General features: G+C 31.2%; 22 protein-coding genes. 11 read left to right on the forward strand and 11 right to left on the reverse strand.

The window, feature by feature from the left end:
* Positions 1–37 precede the first annotated feature (37 nt).
* From J2Y38_RS02565 to J2Y38_RS02610, 10 genes are all read left to right on the forward strand, one after another.
* Complete coding sequence (locus J2Y38_RS02565; protein ID WP_309839296.1) at positions 38–541, forward strand: hypothetical protein; 504 nt, start codon at positions 38–40, stop codon at positions 539–541.
* Positions 541–1,191: a hypothetical protein gene (locus tag J2Y38_RS02570; protein ID WP_309839297.1), complete on the forward strand. Its 651-nt coding sequence runs from the start codon at positions 541–543 to the stop codon at positions 1,189–1,191. The genes J2Y38_RS02565 and J2Y38_RS02570 overlap by 1 nt, the downstream gene beginning before the upstream one ends.
* A 104-nt stretch (positions 1,192–1,295) precedes the next feature.
* A complete protein-coding gene (locus J2Y38_RS02575; protein ID WP_309839299.1) occupies positions 1,296–1,583 on the forward strand; it encodes a hypothetical protein in 288 nt (95 codons plus the stop codon).
* A gap of 2 nt (positions 1,584–1,585) precedes the next feature.
* On the forward strand, positions 1,586–1,810 hold the full coding sequence (locus tag J2Y38_RS02580; protein WP_309839301.1) for a hypothetical protein: 225 nt from the start codon (positions 1,586–1,588) through the stop codon (positions 1,808–1,810).
* A gap of 2 nt (positions 1,811–1,812) precedes the next feature.
* Positions 1,813–2,130, forward strand: coding sequence for a hypothetical protein (locus tag J2Y38_RS02585; RefSeq protein WP_309839303.1), 318 nt, complete (start codon positions 1,813–1,815; stop codon positions 2,128–2,130).
* A gap of 11 nt (positions 2,131–2,141) precedes the next feature.
* Positions 2,142–2,330: a hypothetical protein gene (locus J2Y38_RS02590; protein ID WP_309839305.1), complete on the forward strand. Its 189-nt coding sequence runs from the start codon at positions 2,142–2,144 to the stop codon at positions 2,328–2,330.
* Positions 2,330–4,828: an AAA family ATPase gene (locus tag J2Y38_RS02595; RefSeq protein ID WP_309839307.1), complete on the forward strand. Its 2,499-nt coding sequence runs from the start codon at positions 2,330–2,332 to the stop codon at positions 4,826–4,828. The genes J2Y38_RS02590 and J2Y38_RS02595 overlap by 1 nt, the downstream gene beginning before the upstream one ends.
* A 1-nt stretch (position 4,829) precedes the next feature.
* Complete coding sequence (locus tag J2Y38_RS02600; RefSeq protein WP_309839309.1) at positions 4,830–5,861, forward strand: hypothetical protein; 1,032 nt, start codon at positions 4,830–4,832, stop codon at positions 5,859–5,861.
* A 120-nt stretch (positions 5,862–5,981) separates the two neighbouring features.
* Positions 5,982–6,389, forward strand: a complete 408-nt coding sequence (locus J2Y38_RS02605) for a hypothetical protein (RefSeq protein WP_309839311.1) — start codon at positions 5,982–5,984, stop codon at positions 6,387–6,389.
* 430 nt (positions 6,390–6,819) lie between these two features.
* Positions 6,820–8,172: a GH1 family beta-glucosidase gene (locus tag J2Y38_RS02610; RefSeq protein ID WP_309839313.1), complete on the forward strand. Its 1,353-nt coding sequence runs from the start codon at positions 6,820–6,822 to the stop codon at positions 8,170–8,172.
* Between the two features lie 219 nt (positions 8,173–8,391).
* Here J2Y38_RS02610 and J2Y38_RS02615 read toward each other — a convergent pair whose 3' ends face one another.
* The gene (locus J2Y38_RS02615; protein ID WP_309839315.1) at positions 8,392–8,757 is read right to left on the reverse strand and encodes a hypothetical protein; all 366 of its coding nucleotides are present in this window, start codon (positions 8,755–8,757) and stop codon (positions 8,392–8,394) included.
* 161 nt (positions 8,758–8,918) lie between these two features.
* On the reverse strand, positions 8,919–9,452 hold the full coding sequence (locus tag J2Y38_RS02620) for a 5' nucleotidase, NT5C type (protein WP_309839318.1): 534 nt from the start codon (positions 9,450–9,452) through the stop codon (positions 8,919–8,921).
* Between the two features lie 88 nt (positions 9,453–9,540).
* On the opposite strand from J2Y38_RS02620, the gene J2Y38_RS02625 reads away from it, so the two are divergent.
* Positions 9,541–10,290 carry a DeoR/GlpR family DNA-binding transcription regulator gene (locus tag J2Y38_RS02625; protein WP_309839319.1) on the forward strand — a complete coding sequence of 250 codons (750 nt, stop codon included), beginning with the start codon at positions 9,541–9,543 and terminating at the stop codon, positions 10,288–10,290.
* Positions 10,291–10,293: 3 nt separating this feature from the next.
* Here the strand turns inward: J2Y38_RS02625 and J2Y38_RS02630 are convergent, their stop codons facing one another.
* The 9 genes from J2Y38_RS02630 to J2Y38_RS02670 form a co-directional block, all read right to left on the reverse strand.
* Positions 10,294–10,866: a GNAT family N-acetyltransferase gene (locus J2Y38_RS02630; RefSeq protein ID WP_309839321.1), complete on the reverse strand. Its 573-nt coding sequence runs from the start codon at positions 10,864–10,866 to the stop codon at positions 10,294–10,296.
* Complete coding sequence (locus J2Y38_RS02635) at positions 10,866–11,027, reverse strand: hypothetical protein (protein ID WP_309839322.1); 162 nt, start codon at positions 11,025–11,027, stop codon at positions 10,866–10,868. The genes J2Y38_RS02630 and J2Y38_RS02635 overlap by 1 nt, the downstream gene beginning before the upstream one ends.
* Positions 11,028–11,211: 184 nt before the next feature.
* Complete coding sequence (locus J2Y38_RS02640) at positions 11,212–12,651, reverse strand: TolC family protein (RefSeq protein WP_309839324.1); 1,440 nt, start codon at positions 12,649–12,651, stop codon at positions 11,212–11,214.
* Positions 12,644–15,811 (reverse strand): efflux RND transporter permease subunit, encoded by a 3,168-nt coding sequence (locus tag J2Y38_RS02645; RefSeq protein ID WP_180858071.1) that lies wholly within the window; start codon positions 15,809–15,811, stop codon positions 12,644–12,646. The genes J2Y38_RS02640 and J2Y38_RS02645 overlap by 8 nt, the downstream gene beginning before the upstream one ends.
* A gap of 124 nt (positions 15,812–15,935) precedes the next feature.
* Positions 15,936–17,018, reverse strand: a complete 1,083-nt coding sequence (locus tag J2Y38_RS02650) for an efflux RND transporter periplasmic adaptor subunit (RefSeq protein WP_309839326.1) — start codon at positions 17,016–17,018, stop codon at positions 15,936–15,938.
* Between the two features lie 173 nt (positions 17,019–17,191).
* Positions 17,192–17,563, reverse strand: coding sequence for a hypothetical protein (locus J2Y38_RS02655; protein ID WP_309839328.1), 372 nt, complete (start codon positions 17,561–17,563; stop codon positions 17,192–17,194).
* Positions 17,564–17,749: 186 nt separating this feature from the next.
* Positions 17,750–18,160, reverse strand: coding sequence for a GNAT family N-acetyltransferase (locus J2Y38_RS02660; protein ID WP_309839329.1), 411 nt, complete (start codon positions 18,158–18,160; stop codon positions 17,750–17,752).
* Positions 18,161–18,258: 98 nt separating this feature from the next.
* Entirely contained in the window at positions 18,259–18,876 is a 618-nt protein-coding gene (locus J2Y38_RS02665) for a hypothetical protein (protein ID WP_309839331.1), read from the reverse strand.
* A gap of 87 nt (positions 18,877–18,963) precedes the next feature.
* Complete coding sequence (locus J2Y38_RS02670; RefSeq protein ID WP_309839333.1) at positions 18,964–19,356, reverse strand: ACT domain-containing protein; 393 nt, start codon at positions 19,354–19,356, stop codon at positions 18,964–18,966.
* Positions 19,357–19,366: the final 10 nt, after the last annotated feature.

Raw genomic sequence — 19,366 nt, forward strand, 5'->3', positions numbered from 1 at the left:
GGGCTTTTTTTATTTCTTCAAGATAAATTTTCCGATTATGGATTTCCGTAAAATACTGGTTTTTATTGGTTTTACTTTTGAAGAAAATAAACAACCAATGAAAGCCAAACAATTATATATCGGTCACATTTTCACATTGTTGTGCGGAAGTTTAATATATATTTTATTCAGAACCTCAAATTTAAAAATGTTTGTTTGGTTTGATAAATTACAAATCTTAGACATTATAAATAACCTAAGAAGTTTTACTGTCAGCTATTCAAATAATCTTCCAAACATTATTCTTTATTCATTACCAGACGGATTATGGATGTTTTCATATGTCAGTCTCCTTTTGTTTTTATGGAAAAACGAAATTAAAAATGAAAATCTATTTTGGCTTTTCATAATTCCAATAATCTCTATTATTTCTGAATTAGGACAACTCATAAAAATTGTTCCCGGCACTTTCGATTCTTCAGATCTTCTCATGTATTTCTTAGGAACAACTTTACCATTTATAATTTACAAAAAATCAATAACCATAAATTTAATATACTAATGAAAAGAAAAGTACAACACTTATTTTCTGCACTTACACTTGCAGGATTTATCTTCATCGCATTTGGAAGTGGAGATGATGAAGTAAAACCAGAAACTACAACTGAATCATTTTCTTCTGCATCATCAACTGAAGAAAAAACAAAAGACATCCCTAATCAAATTGCTCAACTTAAAAGAGAAATAGTTTCAATAGAAGAAGGAGTTAATTTTTCAACTTATAGAAATACTGTTGAAGCTACACAAATGGAATTAGTGCTATTCGCGGCATGGGCTAAAAACATTAATGAAGCATTATCATCAGAAAACGATGAAGTTAAAACTTTAGGTAAAGAGTTGGAGAAAAAAGTAAAAAACATTCAGATTAAAGAATTTCCTGTTCTGCGTAAGGCCTATGCAAAAGCTGTTTATCATAAGTTATGGGAACAAAACATCGAAACCCAAGTTTTAGGTAATAAAAATAAAACAATTCAATTTACTGGAGGATATTTTGCAAATAATGGTAACAAAGCCCAAACGCAACAAACATTACAGGAAGCATTAAAAATGTTTCGCTTTTCGAAAGTTAATTACAAATGGTATAAATATGATGATGAATATACTTATTATGAAATTGACTCTCCAAACGACTCAGAATTAATGAGTTTCTAATAAAATCAGGTAGAACTACGCATTTTAAACAATGTAAATCTAGTTAGATTTATCACAACCTAAAAATAAAACAAAAACTATTCTATAACCTAAAACCAAAAACTATGAACAATCAAATTATCGAAGCAATTGAGAATCAAAATGTAATCGAGTTTAATTATGAAGGCGAATTACGAATTGTAGAACCTCATTGTTATGGAATAACAACTGCTGGAAATGAAGCGATACGTGCTTACCAAATTGATGGATATTCTTCTTCAGGAAGAATGGGATGGAAACTGTATGATCTTGGTAAAGCTGATGATGTTGAAGTTTCTGAAGATACATTTAGTACACGTAGTGATTATAAACCTGGAGATAAAGGAATGTCTGAAATCTTTGCTGAGATATAATTATGGAAAGATATGCAAATCGAAGTGGTGGATCTGGAATTCATTCGTATGAAATAGGCTATGATTACATTAAAGTAAAATTTAACGGAACTGCAAAAATTTATCAATGGAGCTATTTAGGGAGAGCTGGCCAAAGACATGTTGACAGTATGAAATTACTTGCAAAAAAAGGCTCGGGATTAAACAGTTATATAAACTTACATGTTAAATTTAAATATGATCGATGATTATGGAAAAGCATTATGAAACTTTATTAGAAGGAATACATAATAAAAAAATACTTATTCTTTATTTCATGTCAAAAGAAAAAGGTCTTATAACAAGACGTTGTATTCCTTTTGATTTTGGAATAAGTAGACGATATAAAGATGATTTGGATAGGTTTCATTTTTACGATTTAGATAGTCCTGATGGAAATCACAATTTATCTATACTGCCAGAGCAGATAAACTCTTTAACAATAACAAATGAAAATTTTACCCCTAAAGATTATGTAAGTTGGAAACCAAATTGGATCATAAAGAGAGATTGGGGAATTTTTTCTTAAATACACAAATTATGAAATTTGATAAAAATAAAGACGAAATAAAAAATTTTAAAATTCTTATCAAAGAAATTAAAAGTAAAGCAAGTCCATATTCAAAAATCTTATTAGAAGCCCTTGAGAGCACAAATACTTCAGATGAATTTAGAAATGCTTTAAAGCAAAAGATTAATGAATACATTGAACATAAAATTATGAAATAATGGTTAAATATTATATAAAATCAATTTCTATAGAAGGTTTTAGGGGGATTAATAATCAAGGAAATCCATTGCTAATCAATTTTCAGTCCGACGGGGTAACTTCTTTATTTGGAGAAAATGGAAAAGGAAAGAGTTCAATTTTTGAAGCAATCATTTTTTCAATTCTCGGAAGAATTGTTCGTTTTGATAATTACCATGGTGACATAAAAGATAAGAAAACAATAAAGAATTTGTTCCATTCTGGAAACGGAAATATCAAAATCATTTTTTTAGGTAGTGATAATAGTCAGGTAAAAATTGATTTAAGTATTGATAATAATGGAAATAGAATATTTAATCCCTGTTCTATTCCTAATCCAGAAGAGTTTTTAGAATCTTTATCCAGCGCTTTGAATTTTCTAGATTATAATTCATTTGAAAAAATTATGCTACAAAGTTCAGAAGACACTGGAAAACTTTTTTCTAATCTTGTTGGGTTCGGAAATTTTATTAATATAAAAGAAAAGTTTGATAAAATTTCTAGAACACAAAATATCAATTCTGATTTCGGAAAATCAATAAAAGAAAATAATATTAGAGATAATATTAAAAAAATAAACGAAATTAAGTCTGAAATTATTAAAAGAATAAATGAAATTGGAATTATCACTACTAACTACGATAAAAAAGAATTATTACTAGAAATAAAAAAATTTACTAAAAAACAATATTCTCTAAATACAAAAAAAATTGAAGATATTGACTTTGACAAATTAATTCAAACAAAAATTGGTAGTAAATATGAAGTCAATTTAGAAAAGTTAAATCATCTACAAGAATCATTATCACAGCATTTACAATTACAAAAAGAAATAAAAAAACTCACATCTAAACAATTATCATCTTTAAAAAGTAAGCTAAATAAAGCATATGGATTCATTACTACAAAAAATGATTTAGTATTAGGAAAAATGTATGACGATGCTATATTGAGTTATGATACAATAGAAAAATTTGATAAAAACACCTGCATCCTTTGTGACTCTGAAAATCTAGGAGATCAAAAAAACACATTTTATGATCAAATTAATTTAAAAGTAAAAAATTATAAACATTTTAAAGACAATTACTCAATTTTTTCAAATGCTTTTTTGGAACTATTAACTTCATGCAGAGTTTTAGACTTCGAAAATAAAATTTTACTTGAAAATGAAAAGTTTTTTTCTCAGGTACAGAAAAAAAATGATTATCTAGATCAAAATTTTTTTGAAAAAAATCTTATTCAAGATATTTTAAGTGATTATAAAATTAATCTTGCGAAAGAAATAATTAAAATTAAAACTTTAATAAAAGATTTAAAAAGTCAAATTCCTCCAAAGGTTTCAGAATTAATCGAAAAAAATAATATTTATAAATTCATTACTCTTTCCATTTTAGAAATCGAGAAATTACTAATTGAAAATAATTTTAATGAAAAATATCTTGCTGAATTAGAAAATTGGATTAGATTCACTAATGATTTAAAAGAAGATTACGAGAGTTCTTATAACATTTTAATGGATGAAATAGCTTTAATGATTGATTCAGACACCAAATTATTTTTTAAGGAAATAATGGGTAATGTTGAAATAACTCCTAAGTTAAAAAAAGAAAGAAAGGGGCAAAAAGTTACTATCTTATTAGAAAAATTTTATAGCAATGTCGATGAAAATAAAGCCGCAACATTGCTATCTGAATCTTATAGAAATGCCTTAAGTCTTTCAATTTATTTTGCAGCCGCATTAAAAAGCAAAAATTCTGGAAATTTTATTATAGTTGATGATATAACATCAAGTTTCGATAGTGGTCATCAAATTTTTTTATTAGAATTAATTAAAACAAAAATTGGACTTAACACAACTAATAAAAAGGGGAAACAAATAATATTATTAACACATGATGGTACCTTAAAAAAAGTTTTAAATCAAAATGGTGGTCAAAAAAACTGGACAAATTATAACTTAAATTCAAATAAAGATATTGTTTCATTAAAACCTTTAATGTCTGAAGATTTAAAACTGATAATAAATGAAAAAATTTCTTCTGGAAATTATATTGGGTCAGATTTCAGAATGTATTATGAATTTGTCCTATTAGAAATTATTGAAAAATTAAATCTAGAAATTCCATTTTCTTTAATCAGTAATAATGATGAAAAAATGGTAGGTAAATTATCAACTGCTATTTTTGAAATTGTTGAATTAAAGAAAACTGCTAGAAAGGTTGAAAAAATAAGTTTATTACCAAATAAACAAGACTTTAAACTTAGCACACAAAACCTATCTAATAATTTATCGCATTGGGCAGGAAGCAGCACAATAAGTTTATCAACAAGTGTACTAAATAAAATTGTTGATGACATTGATAACTTCAAAAAAATCTTTCAATATAACTGCACTTGCTCTACAATGAATGCTGGATGGGTCTATTATAAATCTCTATCTTCATTTAAAATTAACAAATGTACTTGCCGAATTTAACATGTCAACAATCAAACTAAATCAACAACTCAAACGCTTAGAAATCAAAGAATTTGAAATAGAAAATCAAATCGTTTTCAATTACTTTGACAATCTTTCCGCAAATGAAAGAGATGAAAAGCTATTACGTGCTATTTATATTGGTGTCTTAGCTTTAATGGAAGATCGCATTTCTTCATTTTTAGCCAAAACCAATAATGAACTTGGAACAGAATTAGAAAGTTTGAAAATAATTTTCGAAATGAAAAAAGAACTTTTTTACAAGTCAACAATCAAAGGTTCTTTAGCAGAAGATGACATTGCAGAATTTCTAAACAATTACTTTTTAGAAAAAAAATTAAAGGACAAGGCATTCCTTACCGGAAATACTGCTGGAAATATCCCTAAAAATAAAACTGGAGATATTATTTGTGAAGTTAATGGAAGCTCAGATTTAAAAATTGCTATCGAATGTAAGTTTGACAAAAGTATTCGTTTTGGAGAAATTGAAAACAAAGAAATTTTTACTCGAAAAACAGATACAGCTTGGAGTCAATTAATTGAGACACAAGCCAACAGAGATTCAAAAGTAAGTTTAATTGTCTTCGATATTTCATTGATAGACAATTCTATTCTCAAAAATTTTGATAATGTTGGTTATATTCCTGGAGTTGGTTTTATAGCAATTATAAATTCTCAAAAAGGAGATTATTCAAATTTAGCTATCGCTTATATGCTTGCGCGAGATATTGCTTTAAACTCTAAAGAAATTGAACTGGATAAAGATGTTTTAGCAATGATTGTAAATCGAATTATCAAAGATATTAACGAAGTGCTTTCCATAAAATCATTAGTCATAAATAATATTGAAAACAACAAGGCTATTCTAAAGCAACTCGAAAAATCCATCTTATTAATGGAATTTAATCAGGATTATTTAAAACGTTTTTTAAATATTGGAACCTTGACAAAAAAAGATTTGTTAGACTTTTATATGGCTGATGACATTAAGGATAAATATAAATTAATTGAAAAAGATATTAATGACATTTAAATTTTAAGTAAGTCTGGTTTTTAAACTTTCTAGAATTATTATTTCATTATGGATTTCCATAAAAGCCATATTTCATTTGGTTTTACATTTGAATAATACAAATCCTAATCACAAAAGCCTATGTCAAAAAACTACTTGATCATACTTTTATTATTTACATTTTATTCCTGCGAAAAAGCCTCTGCACCGCCTCCACCGCAAATCAATACCTTTTATAAACCGGTAATTACAGCAGATGATCGGAAAACGATTACGCCCGAAGAAGCAAAAACGTATCATGTAAATAAAACGCGTCAATACGAATACCGAACCGGAAATTCTGGAAACTATGAATACAATTACGATGTAAAAGGGATAAATGCAACAGGCGATTCGGTTTTTGGGAATATTAACGTGCAGGGAAAATACGGCGCCGGAATTTTAAACGATACAGTTGCCGAAATCGAAATTAATACCGAATGGATTGCATACGGAAAGTTAAAAGCAACTGATAAACAAGGAAACGAATACAATTTAATTGTCAAATAAAAACTAGCTAATGAAATATACTTTACTCTTATTTTTTGTTTTTTTGACTTCCTTTTCTCCTCCAGATACCAGCGTTTATATCTGCGGATCAAGCGGGTCGAAAAAATATCATTATAAAGAACATTGCCGGGGCTTATCGTCATGCAGGCAGGAAGTGGTCAAAACTTCACTCAAACAAGCTCAGGGCCTTGGTTTAACTCTTTGTGGATGGGAAGATTGATTTATCTTCCCATTTTTTATTTAATTATTTGATAATAATGGCTTTACAATAAATTCACATTAGTTTTCGTAATTTGAATAAAACTAATCGTTATGAAATTCTTTAACCTAAATTTCCTGGTATCATTCAAAGAATGGCTTTTTTTAAGAGCTATGCAATCTTCTTTCCTTCATTAATAAGCAGTTTAAAAATAAAGGAAAGTACTATTGAATGAATAAAATTGAAAACTCATTTTTGAACAAAAACCAATTTGGTGAAGATTTCTTGTGGGGTGTTTCTACCGCCGCTTTCCAAATTGAGGGAGCACATGATTCTGACGGAAAAGGTTCTTCTATTTGGGACGTTTTTACTTCTCAAAAAGGGAAAATAAAAAACGGACATCATGCCCTAACCGCTTGTGACTTTTATAATTCTTATCAAGGTGATATTGACTTAATTCGGGAGTTGAACATTCCTAATTTTAGGTTCTCTATCAGCTGGCCGCGAATTATGCCAAAAGGAACTCATCCTGTAAATCAAGCCGGAATAGATTATTACAATAAAATTATCGACTCCTTACTTGCCGCAGGAATTGAACCCTGGATCACACTTTACCATTGGGATTTACCGCATGAACTCGAATTAAAAGGAGGCTGGACAAACCGCGAATCGGTTTCCTGGTTTTCAGAATATGTTGAAGTTTGTACCCAGTATTTTGGCGATCGTGTAAAAAACTGGATGGTAATTAATGAACCTTCGGTATTTACAGGAGCGGGCTATTTTTTAGGTATTCATGCACCTGGAAAAAAGGGAATTACCAATTATCTAAAAGCGATGCATCACGTAACGCTGGCAACAGCTGCGGGCGCTAAGATATTGCGAAACAAAGTTTCGAATGCTAATATCGGGACTACCTTTTCATGTACACATATTGAACCGGCAACAGATAGTCAAAAAGATGTTGAAGCCGCAAAACGTGTCGATACTTTATTAAACCGAACTTTTATTGAGCCAATTTTAGGATTGGGATACCCGCAAAAAGATCTTCCGGTGCTTAAAAAACTGAATAATTATATTTTAGAAGATGATTTAAACAATCTCGATTTTGATTTTGATTTCATCGGATTACAATGTTATACACGTGAAGTTGTAAAATCGGCGATGCTGATTCCGTATATTGGTGCCGAATTGATTAGTGCCGAAAAACGAAACGTAATTTCAACCGAAATGGGCTGGGAAGTTTATCCGCCTGCATTGTATCACGTTCTAAAAAAATTCAACGAATACAAAGGCATCAAAAAAATTATTATTACCGAAAATGGTGCTGCTTTTCCAGATACTGTTACAAACGGAAAAGTATTCGATATAAAACGTACGCATTATATTCAGGATCATTTAGAACAAATCTTAAAAGCTAAAGAAGAAGGTTTAAATGTTGAAGGTTATTTTGTATGGAGTTTAACCGATAACTTCGAATGGGCTGAAGGTTATAATGCCCGCTTCGGATTAATCCACGTTGATTTCGAAACACAAAAAAGAACCATCAAAAACTCAGGATTATGGTTTAAGGATTTTTTGTCTTAAACCCTCCTTGATAATTTAACCGCAATCCCGATAGCTATCGGGAGCAAAGCATTTTATTTAAGTATTAAAAAAAAACGCAAAGTTCGCAAAGCTTTATGTTAATAGCTTTGCGAACTTTGCATAAATCTTAGCGCCCTTTGCGGTTAAATCACATAAAACTAAAAGCCTTTCAGAATTTCACTTCCGAAAGGCTTTTTGAATTAAATATCATTATATCAATTAATGAAATCTATATTTATATGCTTGTTTTAAAATTCCGATATGGATTTTGCCATTCGTTTTTAAATGAGCAGTTACCATAATATATCTTTCTTCGGGATACTTTATTTCATAATTAAATACCGTGTCCTTTACTTTTATCTGAAGCTGGTGTTTTCCTTCGTCAGATACCGGCAGTTCAGCCGTTTCATAAGAAGGTAATCCCTTTGCAGTTTTTAAGTTAATTTCCTGAATTTTCTCTTTATCCAGAAGCACTTCAAGCTTTAAATTATCTAATTTAATATCTGTAGGTTGCTCAAACGAAACAACAAATTTTTTGCATCCGAAAAGGCAAAAAATGACTAATAACAGTAGAACTTTTTTCATGAAAATAATCTTTATTATTTGATAAATATAAATATTTTTATTGATCTGACTGCTATTTTTCATCATAACCATTAAAGCTATTTAAATATAAAAAGCCTTTCAGAATTTCTTCTAAAAGGCTTTTCTCTTCAAAAAACAATAAAATTATAACCTTAATAAGCTTATAATGTTTCCTTTAAAACCGCTACGGCTTCTTTCCAGTTATTTACTCTTATATGATGATTTTGATTCACATTATGAAATGCAGTGAACATAATAGGTTTTCCCATACAATGGTCTAAATTTTTGCAATGATCATCAATCATATAATCGGTATTGATAATTCTTTTGCTGCCGCATAAAATAATATTATCCCATTTAATAAAAGGAAAATGCTCCGCAAGCCAGGCCATTTTTTCTGAAAGTGAAATAGGAAATTCTGTTGCGGCAGACACAATAAAGATTTCAAAATCTTTATCCAATTCAAGTAAACTTTCAACAGCATCGGGCATTACAGGCAATGTTCTAAAGAAGTTTTCTGAATGCAAAAGTTTATGAATAAAATCTCTTTCTTTAAAAGCAACATCAGAAGTTAATCCTTTAATACTTTCCTTTGATAAAGTAGTTCCGTGAGCTTTATTGTAATGGTCAATTAATTGTGCGTCAATGTCGGCAAGTACACCATCCATATCTATTGCAATTGTTTTCTTTCTCATTGTAAATTTATTTTGCGGTAAAATTATGCAAAAATTGCAATATATTGCAATTTTTAACTTATTTTTGCAACATAAAACCGCAAGTAAAATGAAAAAGGAAGAGCGTCAACAGGTTATATTAGAATATTTATCTAAAGAACATCGGGTAACATCTATAGAATTAAGTGAATATTTAAGCGTTTCAGAAGATACTATTCGACGTGATTTAAAAGAACTTTCAGATCAGGGACTTTTAAAAGCCGTTCGCGGCGGCGCGGTTGCTCCTTCTCCAATTCCGCTAAATTATAGAAAAAGAGAAAAACACGATGTTGAAAATAAAAAGATTATTGCCGAAAAAGCGATTTCCTATTTAAAAGATGGACAAGTTGTTTTTATTGATGGCGGAACAACTTCTGTAGCTTTGGTTTCGAGTTTTCCTTACGATTTAAAATTAACCGTTGTTACAAACAGTTTTCCTGTTGCTTTATTGGTTGAAGATTTACCAAATATCGAATTAATTTTTGCGGGAGGATTAATGAGCAAAACGTCTTTTACGACTTCTGGAATTGATACGATAGATTTTTTACGAAATTTTAGAGCAGATGTTTGTATCCTGGGAATTTGCAGTATTCATCACGAACGTGGTATTACGGGTGTTTTATATGATGATTCTCAAATTAAAAAGAGTATGATTCAGAATTCTAATCTTGTTATTGCGCTGAGTTCTATTGAAAAAGTAGGAACAGCAGAGGCTTATTATATTTCTCCAATTACAGATATTGACGTTTTGGTTACCAATATTTCTCCTGAAGATGAAATTTTAAAAACATACAAAGAAATAGGTTTAACCATTCTTTAAATATTAATTTGAAGCTTCATTTAAGGTATTCATCAATGGCCTAAGATCATAAAACATTTGTCTTGTATCTTCTCCATTGTCATTTTCAGAAAGAAACTTAAATCCAAGTTTTTCATAAAAACCTAGTGATTTTTCATATGCATCTACAGTAAGTAATTGACACGCACATTTACTATTTTGTTCTAATGCTAAGTCAATAACAAAATTCACTAAAGCCTTGCCTATTCCTTTTCTTTCTTTTTTTGTAGTCTCGCAAACTGCTAATCTGCCTATTTTTATAGCTGGAAATTGTCTCAAATGTCGTTTACGATGACTAAGGATTTCTTTTATCCATCTCTTAAACGCAGTTTTAGATGCAAACTGATTTTCCTGAACTGCTAAAGCATCATTATATATGCTTAAGTATGCGATGGTTTTATTTTTACTTTCAAGAATATAAGTAGTAGCTAATAAATCTTTTTTATATGAAATTGCTTTGTCGTTTAGAAAACCATTCAAATCAGTATCACCACATTCAAAAGGTTTAATATGTGTTGTAGAGCGTAATTCAAAAAATGAAAATCCGGTAAAAGGCATTAATTAACTTTTAAAATTTCTTTTAACATGTTAGCATCATTTCGAATAGCTTTTAAAGAATCAATGCTGACTTTTTTATCTTTATTTAAATCAATAGTTTTATAAAAGTCAACTGCTTCTTTTCCTTTTAAAACAGGTGTATTTTTAATTGGTTTTGCCATTGTTTGCCTTTATTTATAAAGAGATATTTTTATTTATCCAAAAGTACAAACAAAAAACACATCTGCAACAATTTTTAGTTAAAAGTGAAAATATTCCTATAAAATATTTATAGGTTTACAAATAAAAAAAGCCTTTCAAGATTACTCTTAAAAGGCTTTTTTCTCTACAAATTAACAGGCAATATTATTTCCATCCGCCGCCCAAGTCTCTATAAACATGAACTGCAGCATTTAATTGTTCTTTTTTAGTATCTATTAATTCTAATTTAGCTTCTAATGCATCTCTTTGCGTCATCAAAACCTCAAAATAATCTACTCTTGCCGATTTAAACAAATCGTTAGATACATCAATTGATTTATTTAAAGCGTCAACTTGCTGTGATTTTAAATCGTAACCTTTTTGAAGATTATCAATTTTAGAAAGCTGAGTTGAAACTTCTAAATACGCATTCAAGATCGTACGATCGTAATTGTACAACGCCTGAAGCTGTCTTGCATTAGCACTAGAAAATTCTGCTTTAATCGCATTTCTGTTAATTAATGGCGCAGCAATATCTCCGGCTAATGAATATAAAATCGATTCTGGAAATGTAAACAAATAAGATGGTTTAAAGGCCTGAACTCCAAAAGCTGCCGAAATATCCAATGAAGGATAAAATTCTGCACGAGCTACTTTTACATCTAATTTTGCAGCAACCAATTCTAATTCTGCCTGTTTAACATCTGGACGATTCGTTAACAATTGAGAAGGAATTCCAGAGTTTACAGCTGCCGGAAGCAAATCTGTAAAATTGGTTTTGTCTCTTTTAATATCCTGCGGATAACGTCCTAACAAAAAGTTGATTTTGTTTTCGTTCTCCTTTATTTTCTGTAAAATATCAAACTCCAAACTTTTTGAAGTTAAAACCTCAGCCTGAAATTTCTGAACACCAAGTTCAGTTGCTCTTGCAGCCTGCTTTTGAATTTTTACAATTTCTAAAGCGTTTGTCTGTAAAGTAATCGTTTGTTTTACAATTTCTAATTGGCTATCTAAAGCTAATAACTCGTAATAAGAATCAGCAATTTCAGCAATAAGATTTGTTACAACAAAGTTTTTACCTTCAACAGTTGCTAAATAACGGTTTACAGCTGCTTTTTTAGAATTACGCAGTTTTTTCCAGATATCTACTTCCCAGTTTGCATAAGCTGCAATTGTGTAATCCGGTAACGGATCTGGAGTTTCGATTCCCGGTTTAATTTCAGTTGTAGCATCACCCGCACCCTGGCTTGTGTAACGTCCAACTTTTTCGATTCCTGCACCGGCACGAACGCCAACAGTTGGCAACAAAGCACCTTTACGAACTCTGATATCATTCTTTGCAATTTCAATTTCCTGCAAAGTCATATTTAGTTCCTGATTGTTTTTTAAAGCAACATCAATCAACTCTACAAGGTTTTGATCTTTAAAGAAATCTTTCCATTTTAAAGTCGATGTATTTGTGGTGTCCTGCGATTTTACGTTTCCAAATGCTTCCGGAACCGGAGCGCTTGTACTTGCTGTTTCAGCTGCAGGGGCTTTACATCCTGCCACGGCAAGACATAAACCCAATGCAATACTGTATTGATATAATTTAACTTTATACATGATTGTTATCAATTTCTTCTGTTAATGGATTTTCTTCTTCATGTTTTACCAGTTTGTGTTTCTCAGCAATTTTGGCAAATATGTAATACAAGCCCGGAATTACAAATACTCCGCAAATAGTCCCTATAAGCATACCTCCAGCGGCCGCAGTACCAATAGTTCTGTTACCAATTTTACCCGGACCAGTTGCAAATGCAAGCGGTAATAATCCCGCAATAAACGCAAATGAAGTCATCAAGATAGGACGGAACCTTGCTTTTGCTCCTTCCATTGCAGCTTCTAAAACGGTTCTTCCTGCTGCGTGCCTTTGTATCGCGAACTCTACAATCAATACGGCATTTTTACCTAATAAACCAATAAGCATTACCATGGCAACCTGCGCATAAATATTGTTTTCTAATCCTGCAACTTTCAATAAAAGGAAAGCTCCAAAAATACCCGCAGGTAAAGAAAGAATTACTGATAATGGAAGAATAAAACTTTCATACTGAGCTGCTAATACCAAGTAAACGAATCCTAAACAAATTAAGAATACCCAAATTGCCTGATTACCTTGTGCAACCTCATCGGCAGAAATACCTGCCCAATCAATATCATAACCTCTAGGTAATTTTTTAGCTGCTATTTCCTGAATGATTTTAATAGCTGTACCAGAACTGTATCCCGGAGCTGGTCCACCACTAATCTCTGTAGAAGTGTACATGTTATGTCTCGTAATTTCAGAAAGTCCGTATACTTTTTCTAACTTCATAAAAGCAGAGAAAGGAACCATTTCATCACGATTATTTTTCACGTATAATTTCAGGATATCATCTGGCTGTGCACGATATTCAGGAGCAGCCTGAACGATTACTTTATAGTTAATACCGTATTTAATGAAACTGATCTCGTAGTTACTTCCCACAAGAGTTGACAAAGTATTCATGGCGTTTTCAATAGAAACTCCTTTTTGCTGTGCCAAATCATTATCAACTTTCATCATATACTGAGGGAAACTCGCACTAAAGAAACTGAATACGTTAGATAATTCCGGACGTTTGTTCAATTCTTCAACAAACTCTTTATTAACTTCTTCCAGTTTTTTGAAATCTGTAGTACCAGTTTTATCCAGTAAACGAAGCTCAAATCCTCCCGCAGCTCCATATCCTGGTACCGCCGGCGGTTGGAAAAACTCAATATTTGCACCTGCAATGTCTTTTGATTTTTCTTCCAGTTCCGTCATAATTTCCTGAACAGATTGTTTACGATCGTTCCAGTCTTCTAAGTTGATCAAACATGTTCCCGCATTTGATCCAGTACCTTCTGTCAAAATTTCGTAACCCGCCAATGCAGATACTGATTTTACACCTTCTACAGTTTCTGATATTTTTTGAAGCTTCAAGGCAACATCATTTGTTCTTTCTAATGATGAACCCGGAGGCGTTTGAATAATAGCATAAAACATTCCCTGATCCTCATTCGGGATAAATCCAGAAGGAACAGTGCTGCTGATTAACCATGTTCCGGCACAAAATCCAAGAAGTGCGATAATTGTAACAGCTCTTCTGTTTACGATTTTACCTAATACATTTTGGTATTTACCTTGTGCAAGGTTAAACTTGTTGTTAAAACCATCAATAAATATGTTTACAGGAGTTCTCTTTTTAGGTTTACCGTGGTTGTTTTTCAACATCATCGCACAAAGTGCAGGCGTTAAAGTCAAAGCCACAATACCAGAAAGGATAATCGCTGTTGCCATTGTAATCGAGAACTGTCTGTAGAAAACCCCAACAGGACCAGACATAAACGCAACCGGAATAAATACCGCAGCCATCAGGAACGTAATCGCAATAATTGCCCCTGCAATTTCGTGCATTGCTTTTTTAGTTGCTTTTAATGGAGAAAGATGTTCTTCTTCCATCTTGGCGTGAACGGCTTCAATAACTACAATCGCATCATCGACGACGACCCCAATTGCTAATACTAAAGCAAACAACGTAATTAAGTTCAATGAAATATCAAAGAAGGTCATGAACACAAATGTTCCAACCAATGAAACGGGTACCGCAATTGCCGGAATTACCGTAGAACGCCAGTCTCCTAAGAAAAGGAAAACTACTATACCAACTAAAATAAAAGCTTCAACAAGAGTGTGGATTACTTTTTCGATAGAAGCATCAAGGAATTTAGAAACGTCATAAGAGATTTCATAATTCATTCCTTTTGGGAATTTTTGCTTGATTTTTTCCAGTTTTGCTTTTACATCTTCAATAACCTGATTCGCATTACTTCCAAATGATTGTTTTAATACAATCGCTGCAGAAGGTTTTCCGTTCAAGTTAGAATAGATATCATACATCGAACTTCCAAATTCAACATTTGCAATATCTTTCAAACGCAAAAGTTCTCCGTTAGCATTCGATCTTACCACAATATTTCCGTATTGCTCTTTCGTTGTAAAACGTCCAGAATATTTCAATACATATTCAAATGCCTGAGAACGTTTACCAGAACTTTCTCCCGTTTTACCTGGCGAAGCTTCCAAACTCTGACTTGATAATGCTTCCATTACTTCATCTGCAGAAATTTTATACGCTAACATACGATCTGGTTTCAACCAAATACGCATTGCATATTCACGTGTTCCTAAGATATCTCCGGAACCAACTCCATTTACCCTTTTTAATTCAGATAATACGTTGATATCGGCATAGTTGTACAAGAACTTCATGTCGGTATTTTTATCCGTACTATAAAGATTCACGTACATCAGCATACTCGGAACTTCTCGTGTAATCTTAATACCTTCTCTAATTACTAAAGGAGGAAGTTTATTAGTAACCGAAGCCACACGGTTTTGAACGTTAATCGCAGCCTGGTTAGGATCTGTTCCTAAATTAAATACAACCTGAATACTTGCTTCACCATCATTTCCGGCATCAGAAGTCATATATTTCATTCCAGGAACACCGTTTAAGGCTCTTTCCAACGGAATTACAACAGATTTAATCATAAGCTCTCCATTAGATCCAGGGTAATCCGCAGTAACGTTTACCATTGGAGGAGAAATCGAAGGGAATTGGGTAATTGGTAAATTCAATACCGACAATACTCCCAAAAAGACAATAATCAGCGATATCACTATCGACAATACGGGTCTTTGAATAAATTTATTAAACATTTTTATATTTTTTTAATGATTAAACTTATTTGAAGTTTAAAAAAGGGTTTCATGTTTCAAGTTTAAGGTTTAAGGTTTCAGCATAAAACTTGAAACTTGTAACCTGAAACTTGAAACAAAAAACTTACTCCGCTTTTAAGCGCAGGTTATTAATTACCTTTTTAGGAGACTCAAATTCGTATTTGATTTTGTCATTTTCTTTTACTTTCTGAACACCTTCAAGTAAGATTTTATCATTTTCATTAAGTCCCGTTTTAATCACATACAAATCAGGAATTTCACCTGTAATCGTGATTTCTTTTGAGCTTACTTTATCATTTTTATCAACTATAAAAACATATTTTTTATCCTGAATTTCGTAAGTCGCTTTTTGCGGAATTACGATTGCATTTTTAAGAGGAACCATCATTTGAACTTGTCCTGTTTCTCCGTTTCTAAGCAATTTTGCTGAATTTGGGAATCTTGCTCTAAAAGCAATGTTTCCTGTTTCATTGTCAAATTCACTTTCGATAACTTCTACATTACCTTTTTCTTTAAAAGTATCTCCATTTGCTAAAACCAAGTTCACTTTGTTTTCGGCACGATCTTTAACATTGGTTTGATACTGAAGATATTCTGGTTCAGAAACGTTGAAGTATGCAAACATTTGACTGTTGTCTGAAAGACTTGTCAATAATTCACCTTCATCGATAAGACTTCCTAATTTCAAAGGAATTCTGTCGATTGTTCCGTCAAACGGAGCTCTGATTTCTGTGAATGATAAATGAAGTTTTGCTAATGCAACTTCTGCTTTTGCAGATTGCAATTTAGCCTGAGCAACGCTCAATTCGTTTTTAGAAACGATATTTTTATCTGCCAGTAATTTAGCATTTTGCAGTTCAATTTCTACTGATTTTTGTTCAGCCTGTGCTTTCAATAATTCTGCCTGATACATGTTTGGCATAATTCTGAACAACAGCTGACCCGCTTTTACAAACTGTCCTTCATCAACATAAATGTTTTGTAAAAACCCTTTTTCCTGGGCGCGGATTTCGATATTTCGAACAGATTTAATCTGCGAAACATATTGTTTAGTAAATGAAGTATCAATTCTTACCGGATTTGTAACCGTGAATTTTTCTACTTCTTCTTTTTCTTCCTTTTTAGATGTACAACTAGTTAGGCACACTAGGGCAAACAAGCCCGTGAACACGATAATTTTTTTCATGATTTAGTTTGGAAATTAAGCGATTGAATGCTTGGAATAATGATTTCTTTAGATGATAAAATGCATCAGCCAGCCTGAAGTCAGAACTTAATTTTCATATAAGCGGAAGTAAAATAATATACATCAACGAGATATGCAGATCACGACTTAGGTAACCGATGTATACTGTAAAATCAAATTCTTAATACTCGTTGAGTAATGTAGATAGGATTTGAATGCCCTAAAGAAGGCGTAAAAATTTTAAAACGATTGGAATCATTCGCAGCAGACTGATCTGAAAGTGCCAGATACAAGTTGTCTACTAAGCTGTACGAAGCAGCAAAAAGCTTGTTCGTAAGTAAAGCATCATCATTTCCTAATAGATCTTCTTCAAGATCAACATCGGCATCTTCGATTATAGAAGTTCCACGATCCTGGCTCGTAAATTTAACTCTATGTTTCTGTGCAAGATTATGATGATGAGAAAAAGTATTTGCATTAAGATATTGGCCTCCGCCTAGCAGAAGCAAATTCATGAATACTAAAAATACTATTAACTTTCTCATTTGGGTGCGAAAGTAGTAAAACTATCAAAACAAAAAAAGAATTTTTAACAAGGTTTAACAGTTATATAAAACGAAAACGTTTTCATTTTTTTATTACATTAAAATTACATTCAAAAATGAGGTTTTTTAAAGTAATTTAAGACAATAAACGTCTTAGTATTAATTTGTTATAGAAATGTAGGAAATCTATTTTGATAAATTGATTTCCATAATGGTATATTCCTGTCCGGCTTTGGTAAAAGTTTTAAAAGTATCTTTCATGCCGAATTTTTCATAAAAAGACTTTTTATTGGTTCTGGCATTGCACCAGACTTTTTCTAAATCCCTTTCTTTAGCAAACTGTAAAATATATTCTAAAAGATGAGAAGCGATTCCTTTTCCCTGATATGATACTAAAGTGGCTAATTTTCGAAACTGCATTTCTTTCTCTTCAATAAAGCAGGAAATTATAGAAACTAATTTATCATCTTCAAAAGCGCCAAAATGAAATCCTGAATTGTCTTCTTCTAATTGTACAAATTCTAAAGGCTGGTCCGGCCACATTACTTCGTGTCTAATCTGCCAGGTTTGTGAAGCCTGAATTGCTTTAATTTCCATTTTATACTTATTTCTGATATTCCAAAATTACATTAATTTTAAAATAAAAAAGGGAATCTTAAAACAGATTCCCTTTCTAATTATATTGATTTTTTGAATTACTTCGCTCTTATAAAATAAACTTCAGGATTATTTTCGGTTATTTTTTTAACACCCTTTTTTCCATATTTACCTATATTAATGGCGCGCATTACTTTATTATCTTCATTTAAAATACAATCCCAAACCCTCCCGTCTGATAAAATAAATGCCGAATATAAAGAATCAGATCTGTCATTATTAAAGTAAAGTAAATCCTCTGTTTTAATTAGTGTTTTTACTTTTGATTTACGGTCTTGCTCATAAAATAAAATTTTATCCTGTGCTACTTCAACTAATTTATCAACTTTTTGGTTTTTAAAATCATCATGGGCAGTAACTGTCCAAATTGGTTTATCGCCCGTAACTAACCAGGTTCCGCTTATTTTTTCTAAAACATCTTTTCTTAAAATTTCTTTTAAGGTATCTATCTCTTTTAATGATTCCTGTCCAATTTCGTTTTCCGGTTTAATTTTCGATGCCAGTGAAAACAAATCAAGAGCTTTTACATACTCTGATTTCTTTAAATAAGAAAGAGCCAATTCGTATTTATTTTTTTGAAATGTCTCTTTTGAAGCATTTTGCGCAATACTTTTTACTGAAAAAAGCAAAATGATAAGAATCAAATAATTTTTCATCTATTTAAACTTTATTTTTATTTTGCAATATTAGAATATTTTTCTTACAAAGTGAAATAAAAAATAAGTTTAATCTGATATTAATTTTTAATTTGAAAATGAATTTAAAATAGTCATTGCTTTTTCGACGTCTTTTTTATTGACAAAAATATGGTCGTGATAAAATGCCGCAACAACATTACAGCTTATATTATGATCTGAAAGTGCCTTTGAAAATGCAGCTGTTAAGCCAACAGCTTCCAGCGAAGAATGTACCGTAAGTGTTATCCATGACATTACTATAAAGTAATCCAATTTCATTTTTACTGCTATTTCTTCTTTCAGAATAACCGTTATAGCCTCTTTTTCTCTAAAAAACATTTCAACTTCATCTAAATTGAAATTCTCTAAAGTATCAACTTTACAAAAAACATAATCTCCCTGTTTGTGTTCAGGTTTCATTGTTTTAAGTAATTTTTGAAGATCTTTTTCTCCTGACATTTTCTCTGTT

Origin of the sequence: Flavobacterium sp. 2755, from assembly GCF_031455715.1 — a bacterium.
Lineage (GTDB): Bacteria > Bacteroidota > Bacteroidia > Flavobacteriales > Flavobacteriaceae > Flavobacterium.